The organism is Limimaricola cinnabarinus, assembly GCF_002723615.1.
Taxonomy (GTDB): domain Bacteria; phylum Pseudomonadota; class Alphaproteobacteria; order Rhodobacterales; family Rhodobacteraceae; genus Limimaricola; species Limimaricola cinnabarinus_B.
Genome location: NZ_KZ304957.1, coordinates 58748 through 74588, shown reverse-complemented (window position 1 = coordinate 74588; position 15841 = coordinate 58748). Strand labels below are relative to the sequence as shown.

The window sequence follows — 15841 nt, the reverse complement described above, 5'->3', positions numbered from 1 at the left end:
CATGGACCGAGACTTCATTCCCGTGCGCATTGCCGTGCTCACCGTGAGCGACACGCGCGACGCCGCCGATGACCGCTCGGGCGACACGCTGGTTGGAAGGCTGGAGGCGGCGGGCCATGTGCTCGCCGCGCGCGACATCCTGCGCGACGACCGCGCCGCCATCGCCGAAAAGCTGCGCGCATGGTGCGCCGACCCGCAGATCGACGTGGTGATCTCCACGGGCGGCACCGGGCTCACCGGGCGCGACGTGACCGTCGAGGCGCATCGCGACGTCTACGAAAAGGAGATCGACGCCTTCGGCACGGTCTTCACCATCGTCTCGATGAACAAGATCGGCACCTCCGCCGTGCAAAGCCGCGCCACCGGCGGCGTGGCGCAGGGCACCTATCTCTTCGCCCTGCCGGGAAGCCCCGGCGCCTGCCGCGACGCCTGGGACGAGATATTGGAGCGTCAGCTCGATTACCGCCACAGGCCCTGCAACTTCGTGGAGATCCTGCCGCGGCTCGACGAGCATCTGCGGCGCAAGTGATCAGGCGGGCGCGCAGCCCGCGAACTCGACCGCCTTGCCCCCGCCGATCATGGTCAGCACCAGGCCCGAGCGATCGAGCGCGACCGGGCCCCCGGCCACATGCGAGATGCGGGTGCTGGCGACGAGCGCGCCGCCCTCGCGGCGGGTCTCGACCGGGCTGGTCCAGAGCGACGGATCGCCGGTCTCGACCACCACCGCCCGCGCGCCCGCCATGGCGGGCAGGGTCGCGGTGAGCGTCAGCCCCTCGGCCTCGGGCCTGATCGCGCAGCGCGCGGGGCCGAGCCCCGCCTCATCGGGGCTCTTGGCGCGGTCGGCCAGCGCCAGCGCCAGCGACGGGTCGCGCCGCGGCCCCTGCGGCAGGTCGGCGTCGAAATCGAGCATCACCGGCACGCAGACATCGTCGCAGACGCCGATTTCGAGCTGGCCGGAGATCCGCACCGCCTCTCCGGCGCGGCGCGGCGCGATCTCGACCGGCAGCACCACCTGCTCGGAATAGCCATAGGTCTCGAACCCGCCCAACTCGAAGATCTCGGGCACCGGCCAGTGCAGCCTCGCGCCCGCGACATTGGTCGAGCCCGACCAGTTCACCGCTGGCGGAATCCCCGCCTCTCCGGGCGCGCGCCAATAGGTCTTCCACCCCGGCGCGAGGCTGATCCGGAACCCCGCCATCTGCGTGCCGTCCTCGGCGCGCCAGCCCGGCAGCATGTCGAGCCGGACGATATCGTCGACCGGCCCGGAAATGGCCGCGGCCGGCGCGGCGAGAGCGAATGAAAGGGCGATCGGGGCGAGGCGCGAAAAACGGGTCATGGCGGCAGTGATGCCCCCCGCGCGAAGCGATGGAAAGTCACGAGCCCGCGAGAGCCGGCCAAGCGCCCCCTTGATCGTGTGGCCCGCGCATCACATTCTGAAGACATGGAAAGCCTGAACCCCGACCTGAGCGGCAAGCTCCTCATCGCCATGCCCGGCATGGCCGATCCGCGCTTCGATCACGCGGTGATCTTCGTCTGCGCCCATTCCGACGAGGGCGCGATGGGGCTCATCGTCAACAAGCCCGCCACCGAGGTGCGGTTTTCCGACCTGCTGGAGCAGCTCGAAATCACCGCCGACCCCGGCATCCGCGACATCCGCGTGCATGTCGGCGGCCCGGTCGAGGAAAGCCGCGGCTTCGTGCTGCACACCACCGATTACGCCTCCGACCAGGGCACGCTGCAGGTCGACGAGACCACGGCGATGACCGCGACGCTCGACGTGCTCGAGGAGATCGCGCATGGGCGCGGGCCGAAATCCTCGCTGCTGGCGCTGGGCTATGCGGGCTGGGGGCCCGGCCAGCTCGAAAGCGAGCTGGCGCAGAATGGCTGGCTGATCGGCGAGGCGCAGCACGCGGTCGTCTTCGGCCGCGCTAACGAGCACAAATGGTCGGCCGCGCTCAAGGCGGTCGGCATCGACCCTCTGAGCCTCTCGCCGACCTCCGGCACCGCCTGAGCCGCGCCCGCCCGAAGGCTCAGCCCTCATGCTCCTGGGCAATGAGCGCCTCGACGATGGCGCGCGCGCTGTCCGAGGACCAGTCCGCCTCGCCCTGCAGCCGCCCGATCTCCCGGCCCTGCGCATCGAGGATCAGCGTCACCGGCAGGCCCAGCACGCCCATGTCGCGCGCCAGCGCCTGTCGCGCATCCTTGTGACGCGGCAGGGTCTCGGCGCCGATCTCGGCCAGAAAGCGCTCCATGCCCGCCGGATCGTTGCGGCCCGTGGCGATGGTGACGACCTCGAAATCCTCGCCGCCATACTCGTCCTGCAGCGCGGCGAGCTGCGGCATCTCCTCGCGGCAGGGCGCGCACCACGTTGCCCAGAAGTTCACCAGAACCGGCTTGCCCTCATACGCCGCGAGCGTGATCTCGCCGCCCTCTTCGCTCTCGAAGGGCACGTCCGATCCGCGCTGCGGCTCGGCATGGATGGCAAGCTTGCGCATGTCGCCCTCGCGCAGCGCCTCCAGATCGGCGGGGGCGGCGTTTGCAAGGCCGGTTGCCGCCATGTAAAGACCGATGAGAACGACGCTGCGCATGTGATTTCCTTCAAGGACCAAAAGATGACCGAGAGCTCCAACGCGATGTGGGGCGGCCGTTTCGCCGCCGGGCCGGATGCGATCATGGAGGCGATCAACGCCTCGATCGGCTACGACCGGCGCCTCGCGCCACAGGACATCGAAGGCTCCCGCGCCCATGCCGCGATGCTCGCGGCCCAAGGCATCATCGAGGCTAAAGATGCGGAAGAGATCAGGAAAGGCCTTCTCACGGTCTTGTCAGAGATCGAGGAGGGCCGCTTCGAATTCTCCACCGCGCTCGAAGACATCCACATGAACGTGGAGGCGCGGCTGAAGCAGCTGATCGGCGAGCCCGCGGGGCGTCTGCATACGGGGCGCTCGCGCAACGATCAGGTCGCGACCGACCTGCGGCTCTGGGTGCGCGACCAGTGCGACGCCGCCGATGACGCCCTGAAGGCGCTGATCGAGGCGCTCTTGGGTCAGGCCGAGGCCGGGGCCGACTGGGTCATGCCGGGCTTCACCCATCTGCAGACCGCGCAGCCGGTGACATGGGGCCATCACATGATGGCCTATGTCGAGATGTTCGCCCGCGACCGCGCGCGCTTTGCCAATGCCCGCAAGCTGATGAACGAAAGCCCCCTCGGCGCCGCAGCACTCGCCGGCACCTCCTTTCCGATCGACCGCGAGGCGACGGCGCAGGCGCTCGGCTTCGACCGGCCCATGGCCAACAGCCTCGACGCCGTGTCGGACCGCGATTTCGCGCTCGAATTCCTGTCCTCGGCCACGATCTGCGCGATGCACCTGTCGCGGCTCTCCGAGGAGCTGGTGATCTGGTCCTCGGCGCAGTTCCGCTTCGTCGCCATGTCGGACCGCTGGTCGACCGGCTCCTCGATCATGCCGCAAAAGCGCAACCCCGACGCCGCCGAGCTGATCCGCGCCAAGATCGGCCGCATCCTCGGGGCCAACGTCGCGCTGCTCACCGTGATGAAGGGCCTGCCGCTCGCCTATGGCAAGGACATGCAGGAGGACAAGGAGCAGGTCTTCGACGCCGCCGACAACCTTATGCTGAGCTTGGCCGCGATGACCGGCATGGTGGCCGACATGACCGCCCAGCCCGACAATCTGCGCGCCGCCGCCGCCTCGGGCTTTTCCACCGCGACCGATCTCGCCGACTGGCTGGTGCGCGCGCTCGGCCTGCCCTTCCGCGAGGCGCATCACGTCACAGGGTCTCTGGTGGCGCGGGCCGAGGAAAAGGGCTGCGACCTGCCCGACCTCACGCTCGACGACATGAAGGCGGTGCATGAGGACATCACCGAGGAGGTGTTCGGCGTGCTGACGGTCGAGAACTCGGTCGCCTCGCGCAGCGCCTATGGCGGCACCGCCCCCGACAATGTGCGCGCGCAGATCGCCCGCTGGCGGGATGCGCTGAAGTGAGGTTCGCGCTTCTGGCATTGGCGCTTCTGGCGGGCTGCGGCGCGGGCGGCGCGCCGCAGGCCCCCGGCGCGGTGCTGGACTATGGCGAGACCGAGACGGATCGCCGGCTCGGGGCCGCGCCGTGAGGTGGGTCTGGCTGGCGCTCGCCATCTGGGGCGCGCTGCACCCGATGCGCTGGTTCATCGTCTGGTTCGCACAGAACGGCTATTCCTGGTCGGGCCTCTTCGCGGCCTGGCGCGCCAACCCGGCCACCACCGGGCTGATGTGGGACGCGACCATCGCCGCCGTGGCGCTAACGTTGTGGATTCTCTCGGAGGTGCGCGTGCGCCGCAACTGGGAGGCGCTGGCCGCGATTCCGGCGACATTCCTTATCGGCGTCGGCTGCGGCCTGCCGCTCTACCTCTTTCTGCGCACCCGCCCGCTCTGAGCCCCGGCCGCGGCGGGGCTTGGGATCGCGGCGCGATCTGCTAAGACGCGACCGACCCATGCCAGCGGAGCCCAGACCTTGGACCATTTCCTCTATCGCAACGGCCAGCTGATGGCCGAGGACGTCGCCCTCTCCGAGATCGTGGCCGAGGTCGGCACGCCGGTCTATGTCTACTCCGCCGCGACCCTGCTGCGGCATCTCAAGCTGTTCGAGGAGGCGCTCGACGGGTTGCCGCATCTCGTCTGCTTCGCGGTGAAATCCCTCGGCAACGTCGCGGTGCTCAAGCTTCTGGGCGAGGCCGGGGCGGGCATGGATATCGTCTCTGGTGGCGAATACGCCCGCGCCCGCGCCGCGGGCGTGCCGGGCGAGCGTATCGTCTTTTCCGGCGTCGGCAAGACGCGGCAGGAAATGCGCATGGCGCTCGAAGGCGGCATCCGCCAGTTCAACGTCGAGAGCGAGCGCGAGCTTCTGGCGCTGTCGGACGTGGCGAGCGCGATGGGCGCGACCGCGCCGATCACCATCCGGGTGAACCCCGATGTCGACGCCAAGACCCATGCCAAGATCGCCACCGGCAAGTCCGAGAACAAGTTCGGCATCCCGATCGCACGCGCCCGCGAGGTCTATGCCATGGCGGCCCGGCTGCCCGGCATCGAGGTGATCGGCATCGACGTGCATATCGGCAGCCAGCTGACCGAGCTTGCCCCCTTCGAGGCGGCCTTCACCAAGGTGGCCGAGTTGACCGAAATCTTGCGCGCCGAGGGCCACGACATCCGCCGACTCGATCTCGGCGGCGGGCTTGGCATTCCCTATGAGCGGATCAACGAGGCCCCGCCCCTGCCCTTCGATTACGGCGCGCTGATCCGGCGCACGGTCGGCCATCTGGGCTGCGAGATCGAGATCGAGCCGGGGCGGCTGGTGGCGGGCAATGCCGGGCTGCTGATCAGCCGGGTGATCTATGCCAAATCCGGCGAGGGCCGGGATTTCCTCATTCTCGACGCCGCGATGAACGATCTCGTGCGCCCCTCGATGTATGACGCGCATCACGACATCGTCCCCGTGGTCGAGCCCGAGGCCGGGGCCGAGACCAAGCCGTGGGACATCGTCGGCCCGGTCTGCGAGACCGGCGATACCTTCGCCCGCGCGCGCGACCTGCCGCCGGTGTCCGAGGGCGACCTCGTCGCCTTCCGCGCGGCCGGGGCCTACGGCGCGGTGATGGCGAGCGAATACAACGCCCGCCCGCTGATCCCCGAAGTTCTCGTCAGGGGCGATCAATTCGCGGTTATCCGCCGCAGGCCGAGCTATGAGGAGATGATCGCGCGCGATAGCATCCCCGAATGGCTATGATGGAGAGAGCCGCCACCTGTCCCGGAGCACCCGCGCCCTGACCGAGCCCCGCGATCCCCTGTCGCATCTGAGACGCCCCGCCGCGCTGACCCGCGCCGGGATGGTGGCCGAACGGCTGCTGCGCGCCTTCTGGCCGCTCTGGACGGTGCTGGCGCTGGCGCTGGCGCCGCTGATCGCGGGCTGGCAGGACCGGCTGCCGGTCGAAGCCTTCTGGGGCTGGGCGGTGCTGGCGATCCTGGGCGCGCTGGCCGGGCTCGGCTGGGGGCTGTGGCGGTTTCGCTGGCCCTCGCGCGCCGAAGCGCTCGACCGGCTCGACCGCAGCCTGCCGGGACGCCCCGTCTCGGCGCTCAGCGATGCGCAGGCGACGGGGCGCGGCGATGCGGGCTCCGAGGCGCTCTGGGCCGCGCATCTGGAGCGGATGCGCGCGCGCAGCGAAAACGCGCCCCCCGCCCGCCCGAACCTGCGCCTTGCCGCACGCGACCCGTTCGGCCTGCGCTACATCGCGCTGCTGTTTCTGGTCACGGCGCTTCTCTTCGGATCGGTCTGGCGGCTGGGCAGCGTCACCGCGCTCGCGCCCGATGGCGGCGGCGCTTTGGCGCAGGGGCCGGTCTGGGAGGGCTGGGTTGAGCCGCCCGCCCATACCGACCGGCCCGTGCTCTACCTGCCCGACCAGCCGCCCGGCCCCCTCGCGGTGCCCGAGGGCAGCACCATCACCGTGCGGCTCTATGGCAAGGTCGGCGCGCTGACCCTGTCGGAAACGGTCTCGGGGCGCACCGGCGAGCTGCCCGCCGCCTCCGAGCCGCGCCAGAGCTTCACCGTCAACCATGACGGGCAGATCGCCATCGACGGGCCGGGCGGCGCGGCCTGGCAGGTCGAGGCGATCCCGGATGCACCGCCCGAGGTCTCGGTGGCCGGGCCCTTGGAGACCGTCGGGCTGGGCCAGGCCGCCCTGCCCTTTCGCGCCGGCGACGATCACGGCGTGGTCTCGGGCACCGCCTCGATCGCGCTCGACGCGGAGGCGGTCGAGCGGCGCCATGGTCTCTCCACCGCCCCCGATCCGCGCGAACCGCTCACGGTCGACCTGCCGGTGCCCTTCACCGGCGACCGGCGCGAGATCGAGGAGGTGCTGTCGGGCGATTTCTCGCAGCACCCCTTCGCCAACATGCCGGTGCGGATCACGCTGGAGGTGACCGATGCCGCCGGGCAGAGCGGCGCGTCGCAGCCCTATCCGACGGTGCTGCCGGGCCGGCGCTTCTTTCAGCCGGTGGCCCGCGCCGTGGCCGAGCAGCGGCGCGATCTTCTGTGGTCGCGCGACAATGCGGGCCGGGTGGTCGACCTGCTGCGCGCCGTGTCGCACCGGCCCGAGGCGGTGTTTCCCGACCGGGCGACCTATCTGCGGCTGCGCGTGGCGCTGCGCCGCCTCGACCGGCTGCACCGCGCGCCCGGCGGGCTCGCGCCCGAGGCGCAGGAGGAGATCGCGCAGGCGCTGTGGGAGCTGGCGGTGCAGCTCGAAGACGGCACGCTCGCCGATGCGCGCGAGCGGCTGCGCCGCGCGCAGGAGCGGCTGGCGCAGGCGATGCGCGACGGGGCGAGCGCGGACGAGATCGCCGAGCTGATGGACGAGCTGCGCGCCGCGACCGACGATTACCTGTCGATGCTGGCGCAGGACGCGCAGCCCGCCGAGGACGGGCTCGATGAGCCCCAGACCGGGCAGAACGACAGCATGCAGGTCACGCAGGACGAGCTGCAGGCGCTGATGGACCGGATCCAGGAGCTGATGGAAGAAGGCCGGATGGCCGAGGCGGCCGAGCTGATGGAGCAGCTCAACCGGATGATGGAGAACCTGCAGGTGGCGCAGGGCGAAGGCGGCGCGGGGCCGGGCACGCCGGGCCAGCGCTCGATGCAGGAGCTGCAGGACACGCTGCGCGACCAGCAGGAGCTGTCCGACGAGGCGTTCCGCGATCTGCAGGACCGCTTCAACGGCCGCGACCCCGGGCAGAACCGGGGCCAGGGCCAGCCGGGGCAGGGACAAGCCGGACAAGGACAGCCGGGGCAACCGGGAAGCCAGGACGAGCCGGGCGGCGGGGCGCGGGACGGGCAAGACGGCGCGGGCAGCCTCGCGGACCGGCAACAGGCGCTGCGCGACGAGCTGGCCCGCCAGCGCGGCGCCCTGCCCCGGCTCGACGGCGAAGCGGCCGAGCGCGCGGGCGAGGCGCTCGACCGGGCCGGCCGCGCGATGGACGAGGCCGAGGAGGCGCTGCGCCGCGACGATCTCGCCGGGGCGATCGACCGGCAGGCCGAGGCGACCGAGGCGCTGCGTGGTGCCGCGCGCGAGCTGGGCCAGGCGCTGGCCCGGAACGAAGGGAACGAGGCGCAAGGCACGCGCGAGGGCGCACAGCCCGGCGCGGGCGGCGGGCGCGATCCGCTGGGGCGCGACAGCGCCGAACAGGGCGGGCCGGGCAGCGAAGGCGAGATGATCGACGGCACCGACCCGACAAGGCGCGCCGAGGAACTCCTGGGCGAGATCCGCCGCCGCGCCGCCGAGCGCGAGCGCCCGCAGGCCGAGCGCGACTACCTCGAACGCCTGCTCGACCTGTTCTGACCGCGCAGTCCGGTCAGCCCAGCGCCGCGAGCAGCCCGCGCAGCCAGGCGTCGAGCCCGGCGCGCAGCGTGTCGACCCAGCCGGCAAAGGCATCGAGCGGGCCGGCCAGCGGCGGCAGCGCCGCGCCGATCCCCCCGGCATTGGCATAGATCAGCACCAGCGCCGCCGCGATCAGCAGCGCCGTGCCGAAGCCGAGCCGAAAGCCGCGGCCGCGGCGCATGTCGCCGGGCTCGGCCACGCGATGCGCCGGGCCGCGCATCGCGGTGCTGCGCAGGCTGGAATTGATCTCCTCGATATCGGGCAGCAGGTCGCGCCGCGTCACCGCGCCGGTCGAGGCCGCGGCCACGCTCGCGCGCTGCCGCGCGGCCTCGTGCAAGGCCGTTTCATCCGCCGCGGCGGGGGCCTCACGCGTGGCCGCGCGGTCGGGAATCTCGTGCATGGCTGCGCGATCAGGCGTCTCGCGCGCGACCTCGCGATCGCGCGCGCTCTCATCGCCCGCCTCGATCATCTCATCGGTCGCGTCGGTCCCGTCAGTCTGGGCGACATCCGAATCGCGAATGTCCTCCGCTTCGGCCCATTCGCTCCGCGCCGCCCACTCATCGGGCGCGACCCCGGCATCCCGTTCCTCCCGCGGCATCGGCTCGAAGGGCGCAGCCTCCTCGGGCGGTCGGGGCGGCTCATCCGGCTCTTCGGCCGAAAGGCTGGCCATCAGCGCCGGATCGTCGAGATCGTCGTCGATCCTGTCGTCATGGGGCGCGGCCTCGCCCGATGGCGCGAAGGCCTCGGGCTGCGACGCAGAAGGCGTATCCTCTTGCGGCACCCCGCCCTCGGCGGGCGCGTCCTCGAGGTCGGCAAGGCCACCGGGGGCCGGCGCGGCTGCCCCTTGCAAGGCTTCGAGATCGGCCTGCCGCGCGGGCGCATCCGGGTCGGCCTCCGCCTCGAGCCTTTCGCCGCGCAGCAGGCGCTCGAAATCCGAATCCGCCTCGTCCTCCTCCTCTTCCCAAAGGTCGCGGCTGTCGATGCGCGGCGCATCGGGGCCGGTGCGCGGACGGTCGGGCGTGACCGCCTCGAAATCGATCTCCGCCTCGTCCTCGTCGGTCTCTTCGAAAGGATCGAACCGCGCCGGAGCGGGCGCTGCCGCCTCACCATCCCCGATCGGCATGGACCGGCTGTCCAGATCGGAGGATGCCGGAGCGCTCCCCTGCCCGAACGCCGCGAGATCGGCCTCCTGCCGGGGCGGGGCCGAAGCAGGCTGTTCAGCCGGCTGCATGGCCTCGGGCCGGTCATGATCCTTCGGATCATCGGCCGCGGCGGCAGGCTGATCCGCCACCCCCGTCTCTTCGCCATCGGCGAAGCTGGAGTCTTCCGCCCCATCAGGCACGGCATCCGGCGCGTCATCGAAGGCGGGCGCAGCTTCGGCTTCAGCTTCAGCTTCGGCTTCGGCTTCGGCTTCGGCTTCGGCTTCGGCTTCGGCTTCGGCTTCGAACTCCGCCTCCGGTGCCGCGTCAAGCGCGCGGTCCAGCTCGGGCTCGGACTCGGGCATGGGCTCGGAAGCGGTCTCCGCGGCTGGCGGCGCGGCGGCGCGGCGGCGGGCGGCGGCCTCGCGCTCGGCCTCGGCGCGCAGGATCTCCGCGATCTCGGGCGTGATCGTGCTGCGCGGCGCGGGCGCGGCGGGCGCATCCGTCCCGGCCTCCGCCTCGGGCACCGGCGTGGCAAGCCACGTCACCCCGCAATTCGAGCATTGCACGTCGCGCCCCTCGGGCGGAACGGCATCGCGCGTCACCTCGTACTGGGCACCGCAATTCGGGCAGGTCAATCGCATCCGTTTCTTCCCTTCGCGCCCGGCGGCCACTGCGCGATCAACCTAGCGGCCCCATTGCCCCGCGCCAAGAACGCGCGCATCCGCGCCGCGCGGCCTGATGCAGCGCTGCAATTGCAACCCCGGCCCGGCTCGGGCAGAAGGGAGACGCAACAGGGGGCAGCAGGTGATCGAACTTCGGGACGTGGCCTATAGTTATGGCGGCGGAGAATTGTTCTCCGGCCTGTCGCTGTCGCTCGCGCCGGGGTCGTTCCACTTCCTCACCGGCCCCTCGGGGGCGGGCAAGACGACGCTGCTGAAGCTGTGCTACGGCGATCTCGTGCCGACCTCGGGCGCCGTGGCGCTCTGGGGCGAGGACACCACCGGCATGGCGCGCGACGGGCTCGCGCTCAACCGCCGCCGCATCGGCGTGGTGCATCAGGACTGCCAGTTTCTCGATCATCTGCCGCTGACCGACAACGTGGCGCTGCCACTCACCGTCGCCGGGCGGCACCAGGAGGCCGAGGCCTACCTGCCCGATCTGCTGGCCTGGGTCGGCCTCACCCGCCACGCAAAGCGCCGCCCGCCCGAGCTGTCGGGCGGCGAGCGGCAGCGCGCGGCGCTGGCCCGCGCGGTCATCATGTCGCCCGAGGTGATCATCGCCGACGAGCCCACCGGCAATGTCGACTGGGACATGTCGCAGCGCCTGCTGGCGCTGCTGGTGGAGCTCAACCGCATGGGCAAGGCGGTGCTGATCGCCACCCATGACATGAACCTGATCCGCAGCGCCAAGGCGCAGGTCGCGGTGCGCACGCTCAGGCTCAAGGACCGACAGCTCATCGCCGCGGGGGCCGAGCTGTGAAGCGCGCGGCTTGGCAGGCGCTGTCCTTTCTCGCCGGTGACGTGCAGGCCGACCGCACCGTGCCGCCCACCGGCTTCACCGCGCGGCTGACGCTGTTCACCGCCGCCGCCATGGCGCTGCTGACGGTCTTCGCGCTGGCGCTGTCGCTGGCCACCGGCCGGCTGGCCGCGCGCTGGGGCGAGGAGCTGGCGCAGACCTCGACGCTCAGGATCTCGGCCCCCGCCGAACAGCTGGCGGCCCAGACCGCCGCCGCGCTCGACGTGCTGCGCACCACGCCGGGCATCGCCCGGGCGCGCGCCCTGACCGAAGAAGAGGAACAGGCCTTGCTGACCCCGTGGTTCGGACCGGATCTGCCGCTCGACGCGCTGCCGATCCCGCAGCTGATCGAGATCGAGGAAGAGGGCGACGGCTATGACGCCACGGGCCTGCGCGCCCGGCTTCAGGCCGAGGTGCCCGGCGCGGTGCTCGACGATCACACCCGCTGGCGCGAGCCGCTCGTCGCCGCTGCCGGGCGGCTGCGCGCGCTGGGCGCGCTGGCGATCCTGCTGATCGGCGCCTCGACGGCGGCGATGATCACGCTGGCCGCGCAATCGGCGCTCTCGGCCAATGCACAGGTGATCCGGGTGCTGCGGCTGGTCGGCGCGCGCGACGCCTACATCACCCGCGCCTTCGTGCGCCGCTTCACGCTGCGCGCGCTCACCGGTGCGGCGGCGGGGACGCTCGCGGGCGGGGTGCTTCTGGCGCTGCTGCCCGGCGCGGCGCGGGGCACCGACAGCTTCCTGACCGGCATCGGCCTTGCCGGGGCGGACTGGCTGTGGCTGCTGCCGATCCCGCCGCTCGCCGCCGCCGTGGCCTTTGCCGCCACGCGCATGGCGGCGCGGCGGATGCTGGAGCGACAGTCATGAGCGGGCTGGCTTACGGCTGGCGCTGGCTGCGCAGCCTGCTGTTCAGCGGCGTGATCTACGCCGCGATGCTGCCGATCGGGCTCGCCTATACGCCTTGGGCGATCATGAGCCGCGACGGCGCCGTCGCCGCCGCCCATACATGGTGCCGCTTCGTGCGCTGGCTGGCGCGGGTGCTTCTGGGGCTCAGGACCGAAGTGCGCGGCACGCCGCCCGAGGGCGAGGTGATGGTCGCCGCCAAGCATCAGAGCTTTCTCGACATCATCATGATCTACGGCTCCGTGCCGCGCGGCCGCTTCATCATGAAGAAGGAGCTGGTCTATGCGCCGGTGCTGGGCCAGATCGCGCTGCGCATGGGCTGCGTGCCGGTCGATCGCGGCAAGCGCGGCGCGGCCATCAAGAAGATGATGGTCGAGGTGCGCGCGGGCCGCGACGATCCCGGCCAGCTCATCATCTACCCGCAGGGCACGCGGCTCGCGCCGGGCGTCCATGCGCCCTACAAGACCGGCACCGCCGCCATCTACCGCGAGCTGAACCAGCCCTGCGTGCCCGTGGCCTGCAATGTCGGGCTGTTCTGGCCCCGCCGCGGCGTGCTGCGCCGCCCCGGCACCGCCGTGGTCGAATTCCTCCCACCGATCCCGCCAGGCCTGCCCGCACCCGAGTTCATGGCCCGGCTCGAAGCCGAGATCGAGCCGCGCTCCAACGCGCTGATGGCCGAGGCCGGCTTCCCCCTCGCCGTGGAGGAAACAGCGTGAGGACCGTGGACAGCATCGAGGCGCTCGAAGCGCTTTATGAGCGCAAGCCCTCGGGCGCCGCGCTCGACAAGGTCACCGACCGGCTGACCCCCGCCCAGGCGGCCTGGATCGAAGCCTCGCGCTTTTGCGTGCTCAGCACGGTCGGCCCCGAGGGCACCGATGCCAGCCCGCGCGGCGATGACGGCCCGGTGGTGCGGATCATGGATGAGCGCACCCTGCTCCTGCCCGACTGGCGCGGCAACAACCGCATGGATTCGCTGCGCAACATCGTGCGCGACGGGCGGGTGAGCCTGATGTTCCTCGTGATCGGCGCCACCATCGTCATGCGCGTCAATGGCCGCGCCGTGCTGAGCGACGATCCCGATCTGACCGCGCGCTTCGCCCATGAGGACATGCATCCGCGCGCGGTGATCGTGGTGTCGGTGAGCGAGGCCTATCCGCAATGCGCCCGCGCGGTGATGCGTGCCGGGCTCTGGAGCCGCGGCGACGACAGCGCGGGCCTGCCCGGCATCGGCGAGATGCTGGCCGAGGCCAGGGAAGGCTTCGACGGCGCGGCTTATGATGCGCAGTGGCCGGAGCGGGCGAAGACCACGATGTGGTAGCGCCCGGCCCCGGCCGTGGAATTTGCGTATTTGAAGAAAGATGAACCGAAGGGGGCGCGCCGATCAGGCGGCCAGCCCCTTCGAGCCGAGGTCGAGATATTTGCGGCGGCGGTCGGCGCGGACCGCCTGGCCGTCCATGCCGCCAAGCTCGTCGAGCATCTTGCCGATCTCGCGGCCCACCGCGTCGATCGCGGCGCCCGCGTCGCGATGCGCGCCGCCCAGCGGCTCGGCGACGATCCGGTCGCAGACGCCAAGCTCTTTCAGCTCCTGCGCGGTCAGGCGCAGCGCCTCGGCGGCCTCGCGCATCTTTTCGGCATCCTTCCACAGGATCGAGGCGCAGCCCTCGGGCGAGATCACCGAGTAGATCGAATGCTCCAGCATCGCCACGCGGTTCGCGGTGGCAAAGGCCACCGCCCCGCCCGAGCCGCCCTCGCCGATGATGACGGAGACCAGCGGCACCTCGATCTGCAGGCATTTCTCGGTCGAGCGCGCGATCGCCTCGGACTGGCCGCGCTCCTCCGCGCCCTTGCCCGGATAGGCGCCGGGCGTGTCGACGAGGGTGACGACCGGCAGCTTGAAGCGATGGGCGATATCCATCAGCCGGATCGCCTTGCGGTAGCCCTCGGGGCGCGCCATGCCGAAATTGCGCTCGATCCGGGACTTGGTGTCGTGGCCCTTCTCATGGCCGATCACCACCACCGGGCGGCCGTCGAGCCGCGCCAGACCGCCCATCACCGCGTGATCATCGGCGAAGTTGCGATCGCCGGCGAGCGGCGTGTATTCGGTGAAGAGCCGCTCGATGTAATCCTTGCAATGCGGCCGCTCGGGATGGCGCGCGACCTGGCATTTGCGCCAGGGCGTCAGGCTGCCATAGAGCTGCGTCAGCATGTCGTGGCTCTTGCGGTCGAGCGCCGCGGCCTCCTTCTCGACATCCATTTCCGGGCTGCGCCTGGCCAGCGCGCGCAGCTCCTCGGCCTGGCCTTCGATCTCGGCGAGCGGCTTCTCGAATTCGAGGTAGATGGTCATGCGAAGGCCCCTGCATTTGCGCGTGCCCCCGGTATATGACGCGTCGCGCGGGCCGGTGCAACTCGGGGCGCGCGCGCCTGCTTGACGCGCGCCCCGCCCGCGCCACCCTGAAGCCCCGGATACGAGGGAGGGACCGCCATGGCCGACGACATCATCGCCACCGCCGCCGAGGCGCTGGAGGCCGAGGCCCTGCCGCGGCTGCGCGAGGTGCATGCGGACGAGGCGGGGGACGCGGCCCCGCAGGCGCTGCCGCCCGCGCTGCGCAAGCCCGCAGGGGCCAAGAGCCCGGCGCGCTGGGCCTATGAGCGGCTGATCCACTACGTCAAGCGGTTCGAGGACGGGCTGGAGCCGGGCGAGGAGGTCGCCATGGCGATGACGGGGGGACCTTCGGGCGTGCTGCGCATCAAGGGCATGGGCTATTTCGATCCCGATATCGTGACCTTCTATGGCACGGACCCCGCGGGCGCCAAGACGCAGCTGATCCAGCACGTCACCCAGCTTTCGGTGATCCTGCGCGCCCTGCCCCGCCCGCGCCCCGAGGCCCCGGCCCGGCGGATCGGCTTCCGGCTGGCGCGCGAGCTGGAGGAGGAGGAGGAGGCCGAAAGCGAGCCGCAGGAGGACACGGCGCCACACGGACCCGATGCCGCGCCCGAGACATCGTGACAAGCGCGGGGATTCGGGCTAACTCCCGGCGCGATACGCCAGATGCCCAGATGCGAGGAGCCCCCGATGGCCGACGATCAGCAGCACCACCATGTTCCCGGGACCATGGACATCACCGACCAGGAACGCACCTATGCGGGCTTCATCAAGCTGACGACCCGCACCGTCATCGCGATCATCGTCGCGCTGATCCTGCTCGCGCTCGTCAACGCCTGAGCCATGCAGCGGCGCGCGTTTCTCATCGCCGCGCCGCTGGCGCTGGCCGGATGCGGCACCGGCGGCGAGGCGGTCTGGGCCGCCGACGCGGCGGTCGATGCCGCGCGCTACGTCCATGACGGGCCGCCCGCGCTGACGCTCTACACGGTCAACAATCTCGGCACCGGCAACGGCGCGCATAGCGCGCTGCTGATCAATGCGAGCCAGAGGGTGCTGTTCGACCCGGCGGGCAGCTTCGGCCACCCTTCGATCCCCGAGCGCAACGACGTGCTGTTCGGCATGACGCCGCAGGTGGTGAAGAGCTACGTCTCCTACCACTCGCGCGCCTCCTACGTGACCGTGGAGCAAAGGCTCGAAGTGCCGGCCCCCACCGCCGAGGCGGCGCTGAAGCTGGCGCTTTCGGCCGGGCCGGTGCGGCAGGCCTTCTGCACGCGCGCGATCTCGCAGCTGCTGGGCCAGCTGCCCGGCTTCGAAGGGCTCGGCACGACATGGTTTCCCGACAAGCTGATGGCCCGCTTCGGCGCGCTGCCCGGCGTGGTGACCACCGAGCACAACGAGAACGACAGCGACAGCCTGCGCGACGCGCGGCGCGCCGTGGCGCGGCAGCTGGACAGCTGACGCCTCCGCACGGAAAGCCCCGCCG

At 71.4% G+C, this 15841-nt stretch carries 18 protein-coding genes; 14 read left to right on the top strand and 4 right to left on the bottom strand.

The genetic code is table 11. The annotated features are described in order from the left end of the window. The first annotated feature begins 1 nt into the window (after position 1). Positions 2 to 529 (top strand): molybdenum cofactor biosynthesis protein B, encoded by a 528-nt coding sequence (gene moaB / locus CJ301_RS09105; protein WP_099276553.1) that lies wholly within the window; start codon positions 2 to 4, stop codon positions 527 to 529. On the opposite strand, the gene CJ301_RS09100 is transcribed toward moaB, so the two are convergent. Further along, on the bottom strand, positions 530 to 1336 hold the full coding sequence (locus CJ301_RS09100; RefSeq protein ID WP_099276551.1) for a protein-disulfide reductase DsbD domain-containing protein: 807 nt from the start codon (positions 1334 to 1336) through the stop codon (positions 530 to 532). It lies immediately after the preceding gene. Between the two features lie 105 nt (positions 1337 to 1441). On the opposite strand from CJ301_RS09100, the gene CJ301_RS09095 reads away from it, so the two are divergent. After that, the gene (locus CJ301_RS09095) at positions 1442 to 2011 is read left to right on the top strand and encodes a YqgE/AlgH family protein (protein ID WP_173812340.1); all 570 of its coding nucleotides are present in this window, start codon (positions 1442 to 1444) and stop codon (positions 2009 to 2011) included. Positions 2012 to 2030: 19 nt separating this feature from the next. Here the strand turns inward: CJ301_RS09095 and CJ301_RS09090 are convergent, their stop codons facing one another. After that, on the bottom strand, positions 2031 to 2588 hold the full coding sequence (locus tag CJ301_RS09090; protein WP_099276549.1) for a TlpA family protein disulfide reductase: 558 nt from the start codon (positions 2586 to 2588) through the stop codon (positions 2031 to 2033). Between the two features lie 24 nt (positions 2589 to 2612). On the opposite strand from CJ301_RS09090, the gene argH reads away from it, so the two are divergent. The 5 genes from argH (at position 2613) to CJ301_RS09070 (ending at position 8374) form a co-directional block, all read left to right on the top strand. Continuing rightward, the gene (gene argH, locus CJ301_RS09085) at positions 2613 to 4001 is read left to right on the top strand and encodes an argininosuccinate lyase (protein WP_099276547.1); all 1389 of its coding nucleotides are present in this window, start codon (positions 2613 to 2615) and stop codon (positions 3999 to 4001) included. After that, positions 3998 to 4126, top strand: coding sequence for a hypothetical protein (locus CJ301_RS19240; RefSeq protein ID WP_301553813.1), 129 nt, complete (start codon positions 3998 to 4000; stop codon positions 4124 to 4126). Before argH ends, CJ301_RS19240 begins: the two co-directional genes overlap by 4 nt. Next, positions 4123 to 4428, top strand: a complete 306-nt coding sequence (locus CJ301_RS09080; RefSeq protein ID WP_099276545.1) for a DUF2834 domain-containing protein — start codon at positions 4123 to 4125, stop codon at positions 4426 to 4428. Before CJ301_RS19240 ends, CJ301_RS09080 begins: the two co-directional genes overlap by 4 nt. A gap of 78 nt (positions 4429 to 4506) precedes the next feature. Further along, a complete protein-coding gene (gene lysA, locus CJ301_RS09075) occupies positions 4507 to 5772 on the top strand; it encodes a diaminopimelate decarboxylase (protein ID WP_099276543.1) in 1266 nt (421 codons plus the stop codon). A gap of 58 nt (positions 5773 to 5830) precedes the next feature. Continuing rightward, positions 5831 to 8374 carry a TIGR02302 family protein gene (locus CJ301_RS09070; RefSeq protein WP_301553815.1) on the top strand — a complete coding sequence of 848 codons (2544 nt, stop codon included), beginning with the start codon at positions 5831 to 5833 and terminating at the stop codon, positions 8372 to 8374. A gap of 13 nt (positions 8375 to 8387) precedes the next feature. Here the strand turns inward: CJ301_RS09070 and CJ301_RS09065 are convergent, their stop codons facing one another. After that, on the bottom strand, positions 8388 to 10196 hold the full coding sequence (locus CJ301_RS09065) for a zinc-ribbon domain-containing protein (protein ID WP_099276539.1): 1809 nt from the start codon (positions 10194 to 10196) through the stop codon (positions 8388 to 8390). A 163-nt stretch (positions 10197 to 10359) separates the two neighbouring features. Here CJ301_RS09065 and CJ301_RS09060 point away from each other — a divergent pair, with 163 nt between their 5' ends. Genes CJ301_RS09060 through CJ301_RS09045 form a run of 4 tightly spaced genes read left to right on the top strand, consistent with a single transcriptional unit; the run spans position 10360 to position 13293 of the window. Next, positions 10360 to 11034: a cell division ATP-binding protein FtsE gene (locus CJ301_RS09060; protein ID WP_099276537.1), complete on the top strand. Its 675-nt coding sequence runs from the start codon at positions 10360 to 10362 to the stop codon at positions 11032 to 11034. Continuing rightward, positions 11031 to 11939 carry a cell division protein FtsX gene (locus CJ301_RS09055; RefSeq protein ID WP_099276535.1) on the top strand — a complete coding sequence of 303 codons (909 nt, stop codon included), beginning with the start codon at positions 11031 to 11033 and terminating at the stop codon, positions 11937 to 11939. Before CJ301_RS09060 ends, CJ301_RS09055 begins: the two co-directional genes overlap by 4 nt. Further along, complete coding sequence (locus CJ301_RS09050) at positions 11936 to 12691, top strand: lysophospholipid acyltransferase family protein (protein WP_099276533.1); 756 nt, start codon at positions 11936 to 11938, stop codon at positions 12689 to 12691. Before CJ301_RS09055 ends, CJ301_RS09050 begins: the two co-directional genes overlap by 4 nt. Beyond that, complete coding sequence (locus tag CJ301_RS09045) at positions 12688 to 13293, top strand: pyridoxamine 5'-phosphate oxidase family protein (protein WP_099276531.1); 606 nt, start codon at positions 12688 to 12690, stop codon at positions 13291 to 13293. Before CJ301_RS09050 ends, CJ301_RS09045 begins: the two co-directional genes overlap by 4 nt. A gap of 63 nt (positions 13294 to 13356) precedes the next feature. Here CJ301_RS09045 and CJ301_RS09040 read toward each other — a convergent pair whose 3' ends face one another. Continuing rightward, a complete protein-coding gene (locus CJ301_RS09040; protein WP_099276529.1) occupies positions 13357 to 14319 on the bottom strand; it encodes an acetyl-CoA carboxylase carboxyltransferase subunit alpha in 963 nt (320 codons plus the stop codon). 138 nt (positions 14320 to 14457) lie between these two features. Here CJ301_RS09040 and CJ301_RS09035 point away from each other — a divergent pair, with 138 nt between their 5' ends. The 3 genes from CJ301_RS09035 to CJ301_RS09025 all read left to right on the top strand — a co-directional run bounded on the left by CJ301_RS09035 (position 14458) and on the right by CJ301_RS09025 (position 15816). Continuing rightward, entirely contained in the window at positions 14458 to 14982 is a 525-nt protein-coding gene (locus CJ301_RS09035) for a hypothetical protein (protein WP_099276527.1), read from the top strand. A 66-nt stretch (positions 14983 to 15048) separates the two neighbouring features. After that, entirely contained in the window at positions 15049 to 15198 is a 150-nt protein-coding gene (locus CJ301_RS09030) for an aa3-type cytochrome c oxidase subunit IV (protein ID WP_099276525.1), read from the top strand. 3 nt (positions 15199 to 15201) lie between these two features. Then, a complete protein-coding gene (locus CJ301_RS09025) occupies positions 15202 to 15816 on the top strand; it encodes a hypothetical protein (protein ID WP_099276523.1) in 615 nt (204 codons plus the stop codon). The last annotated feature ends 25 nt before the right edge of the window (positions 15817 to 15841 follow it).

Bases quoted from the DNA above. Each gene is read 5' to 3' on its own strand.
- moaB (WP_099276553.1), top strand. From the start codon at position 2: ATGGACCGAGACTTCATTCCCGTGCGCATTGCCGTGCTCACCGTGAGC.
- CJ301_RS09100 (WP_099276551.1), bottom strand. From the start codon at position 1,336: ATGACCCGTTTTTCGCGCCTCGCCCCGATCGCCCTTTCATTCGCTCTC.
- CJ301_RS09095 (WP_173812340.1), top strand. From the start codon at position 1,442: ATGGAAAGCCTGAACCCCGACCTGAGCGGCAAGCTCCTCATCGCCATG.
- CJ301_RS09090 (WP_099276549.1), bottom strand. From the start codon at position 2,588: ATGCGCAGCGTCGTTCTCATCGGTCTTTACATGGCGGCAACCGGCCTT.
- argH (WP_099276547.1), top strand. From the start codon at position 2,613: ATGACCGAGAGCTCCAACGCGATGTGGGGCGGCCGTTTCGCCGCCGGG.
- CJ301_RS09065 (WP_099276539.1), bottom strand. From the start codon at position 10,196: ATGCGATTGACCTGCCCGAATTGCGGTGCCCAGTACGAGGTGACGCGC.
- CJ301_RS09050 (WP_099276533.1), top strand. From the start codon at position 11,936: ATGAGCGGGCTGGCTTACGGCTGGCGCTGGCTGCGCAGCCTGCTGTTC.
- CJ301_RS09040 (WP_099276529.1), bottom strand. From the start codon at position 14,319: ATGACCATCTACCTCGAATTCGAGAAGCCGCTCGCCGAGATCGAAGGC.
- CJ301_RS09035 (WP_099276527.1), top strand. From the start codon at position 14,458: ATGGCCGACGACATCATCGCCACCGCCGCCGAGGCGCTGGAGGCCGAG.
- CJ301_RS09030 (WP_099276525.1), top strand. From the start codon at position 15,049: ATGGCCGACGATCAGCAGCACCACCATGTTCCCGGGACCATGGACATC.
- CJ301_RS09025 (WP_099276523.1), top strand. From the start codon at position 15,202: ATGCAGCGGCGCGCGTTTCTCATCGCCGCGCCGCTGGCGCTGGCCGGA.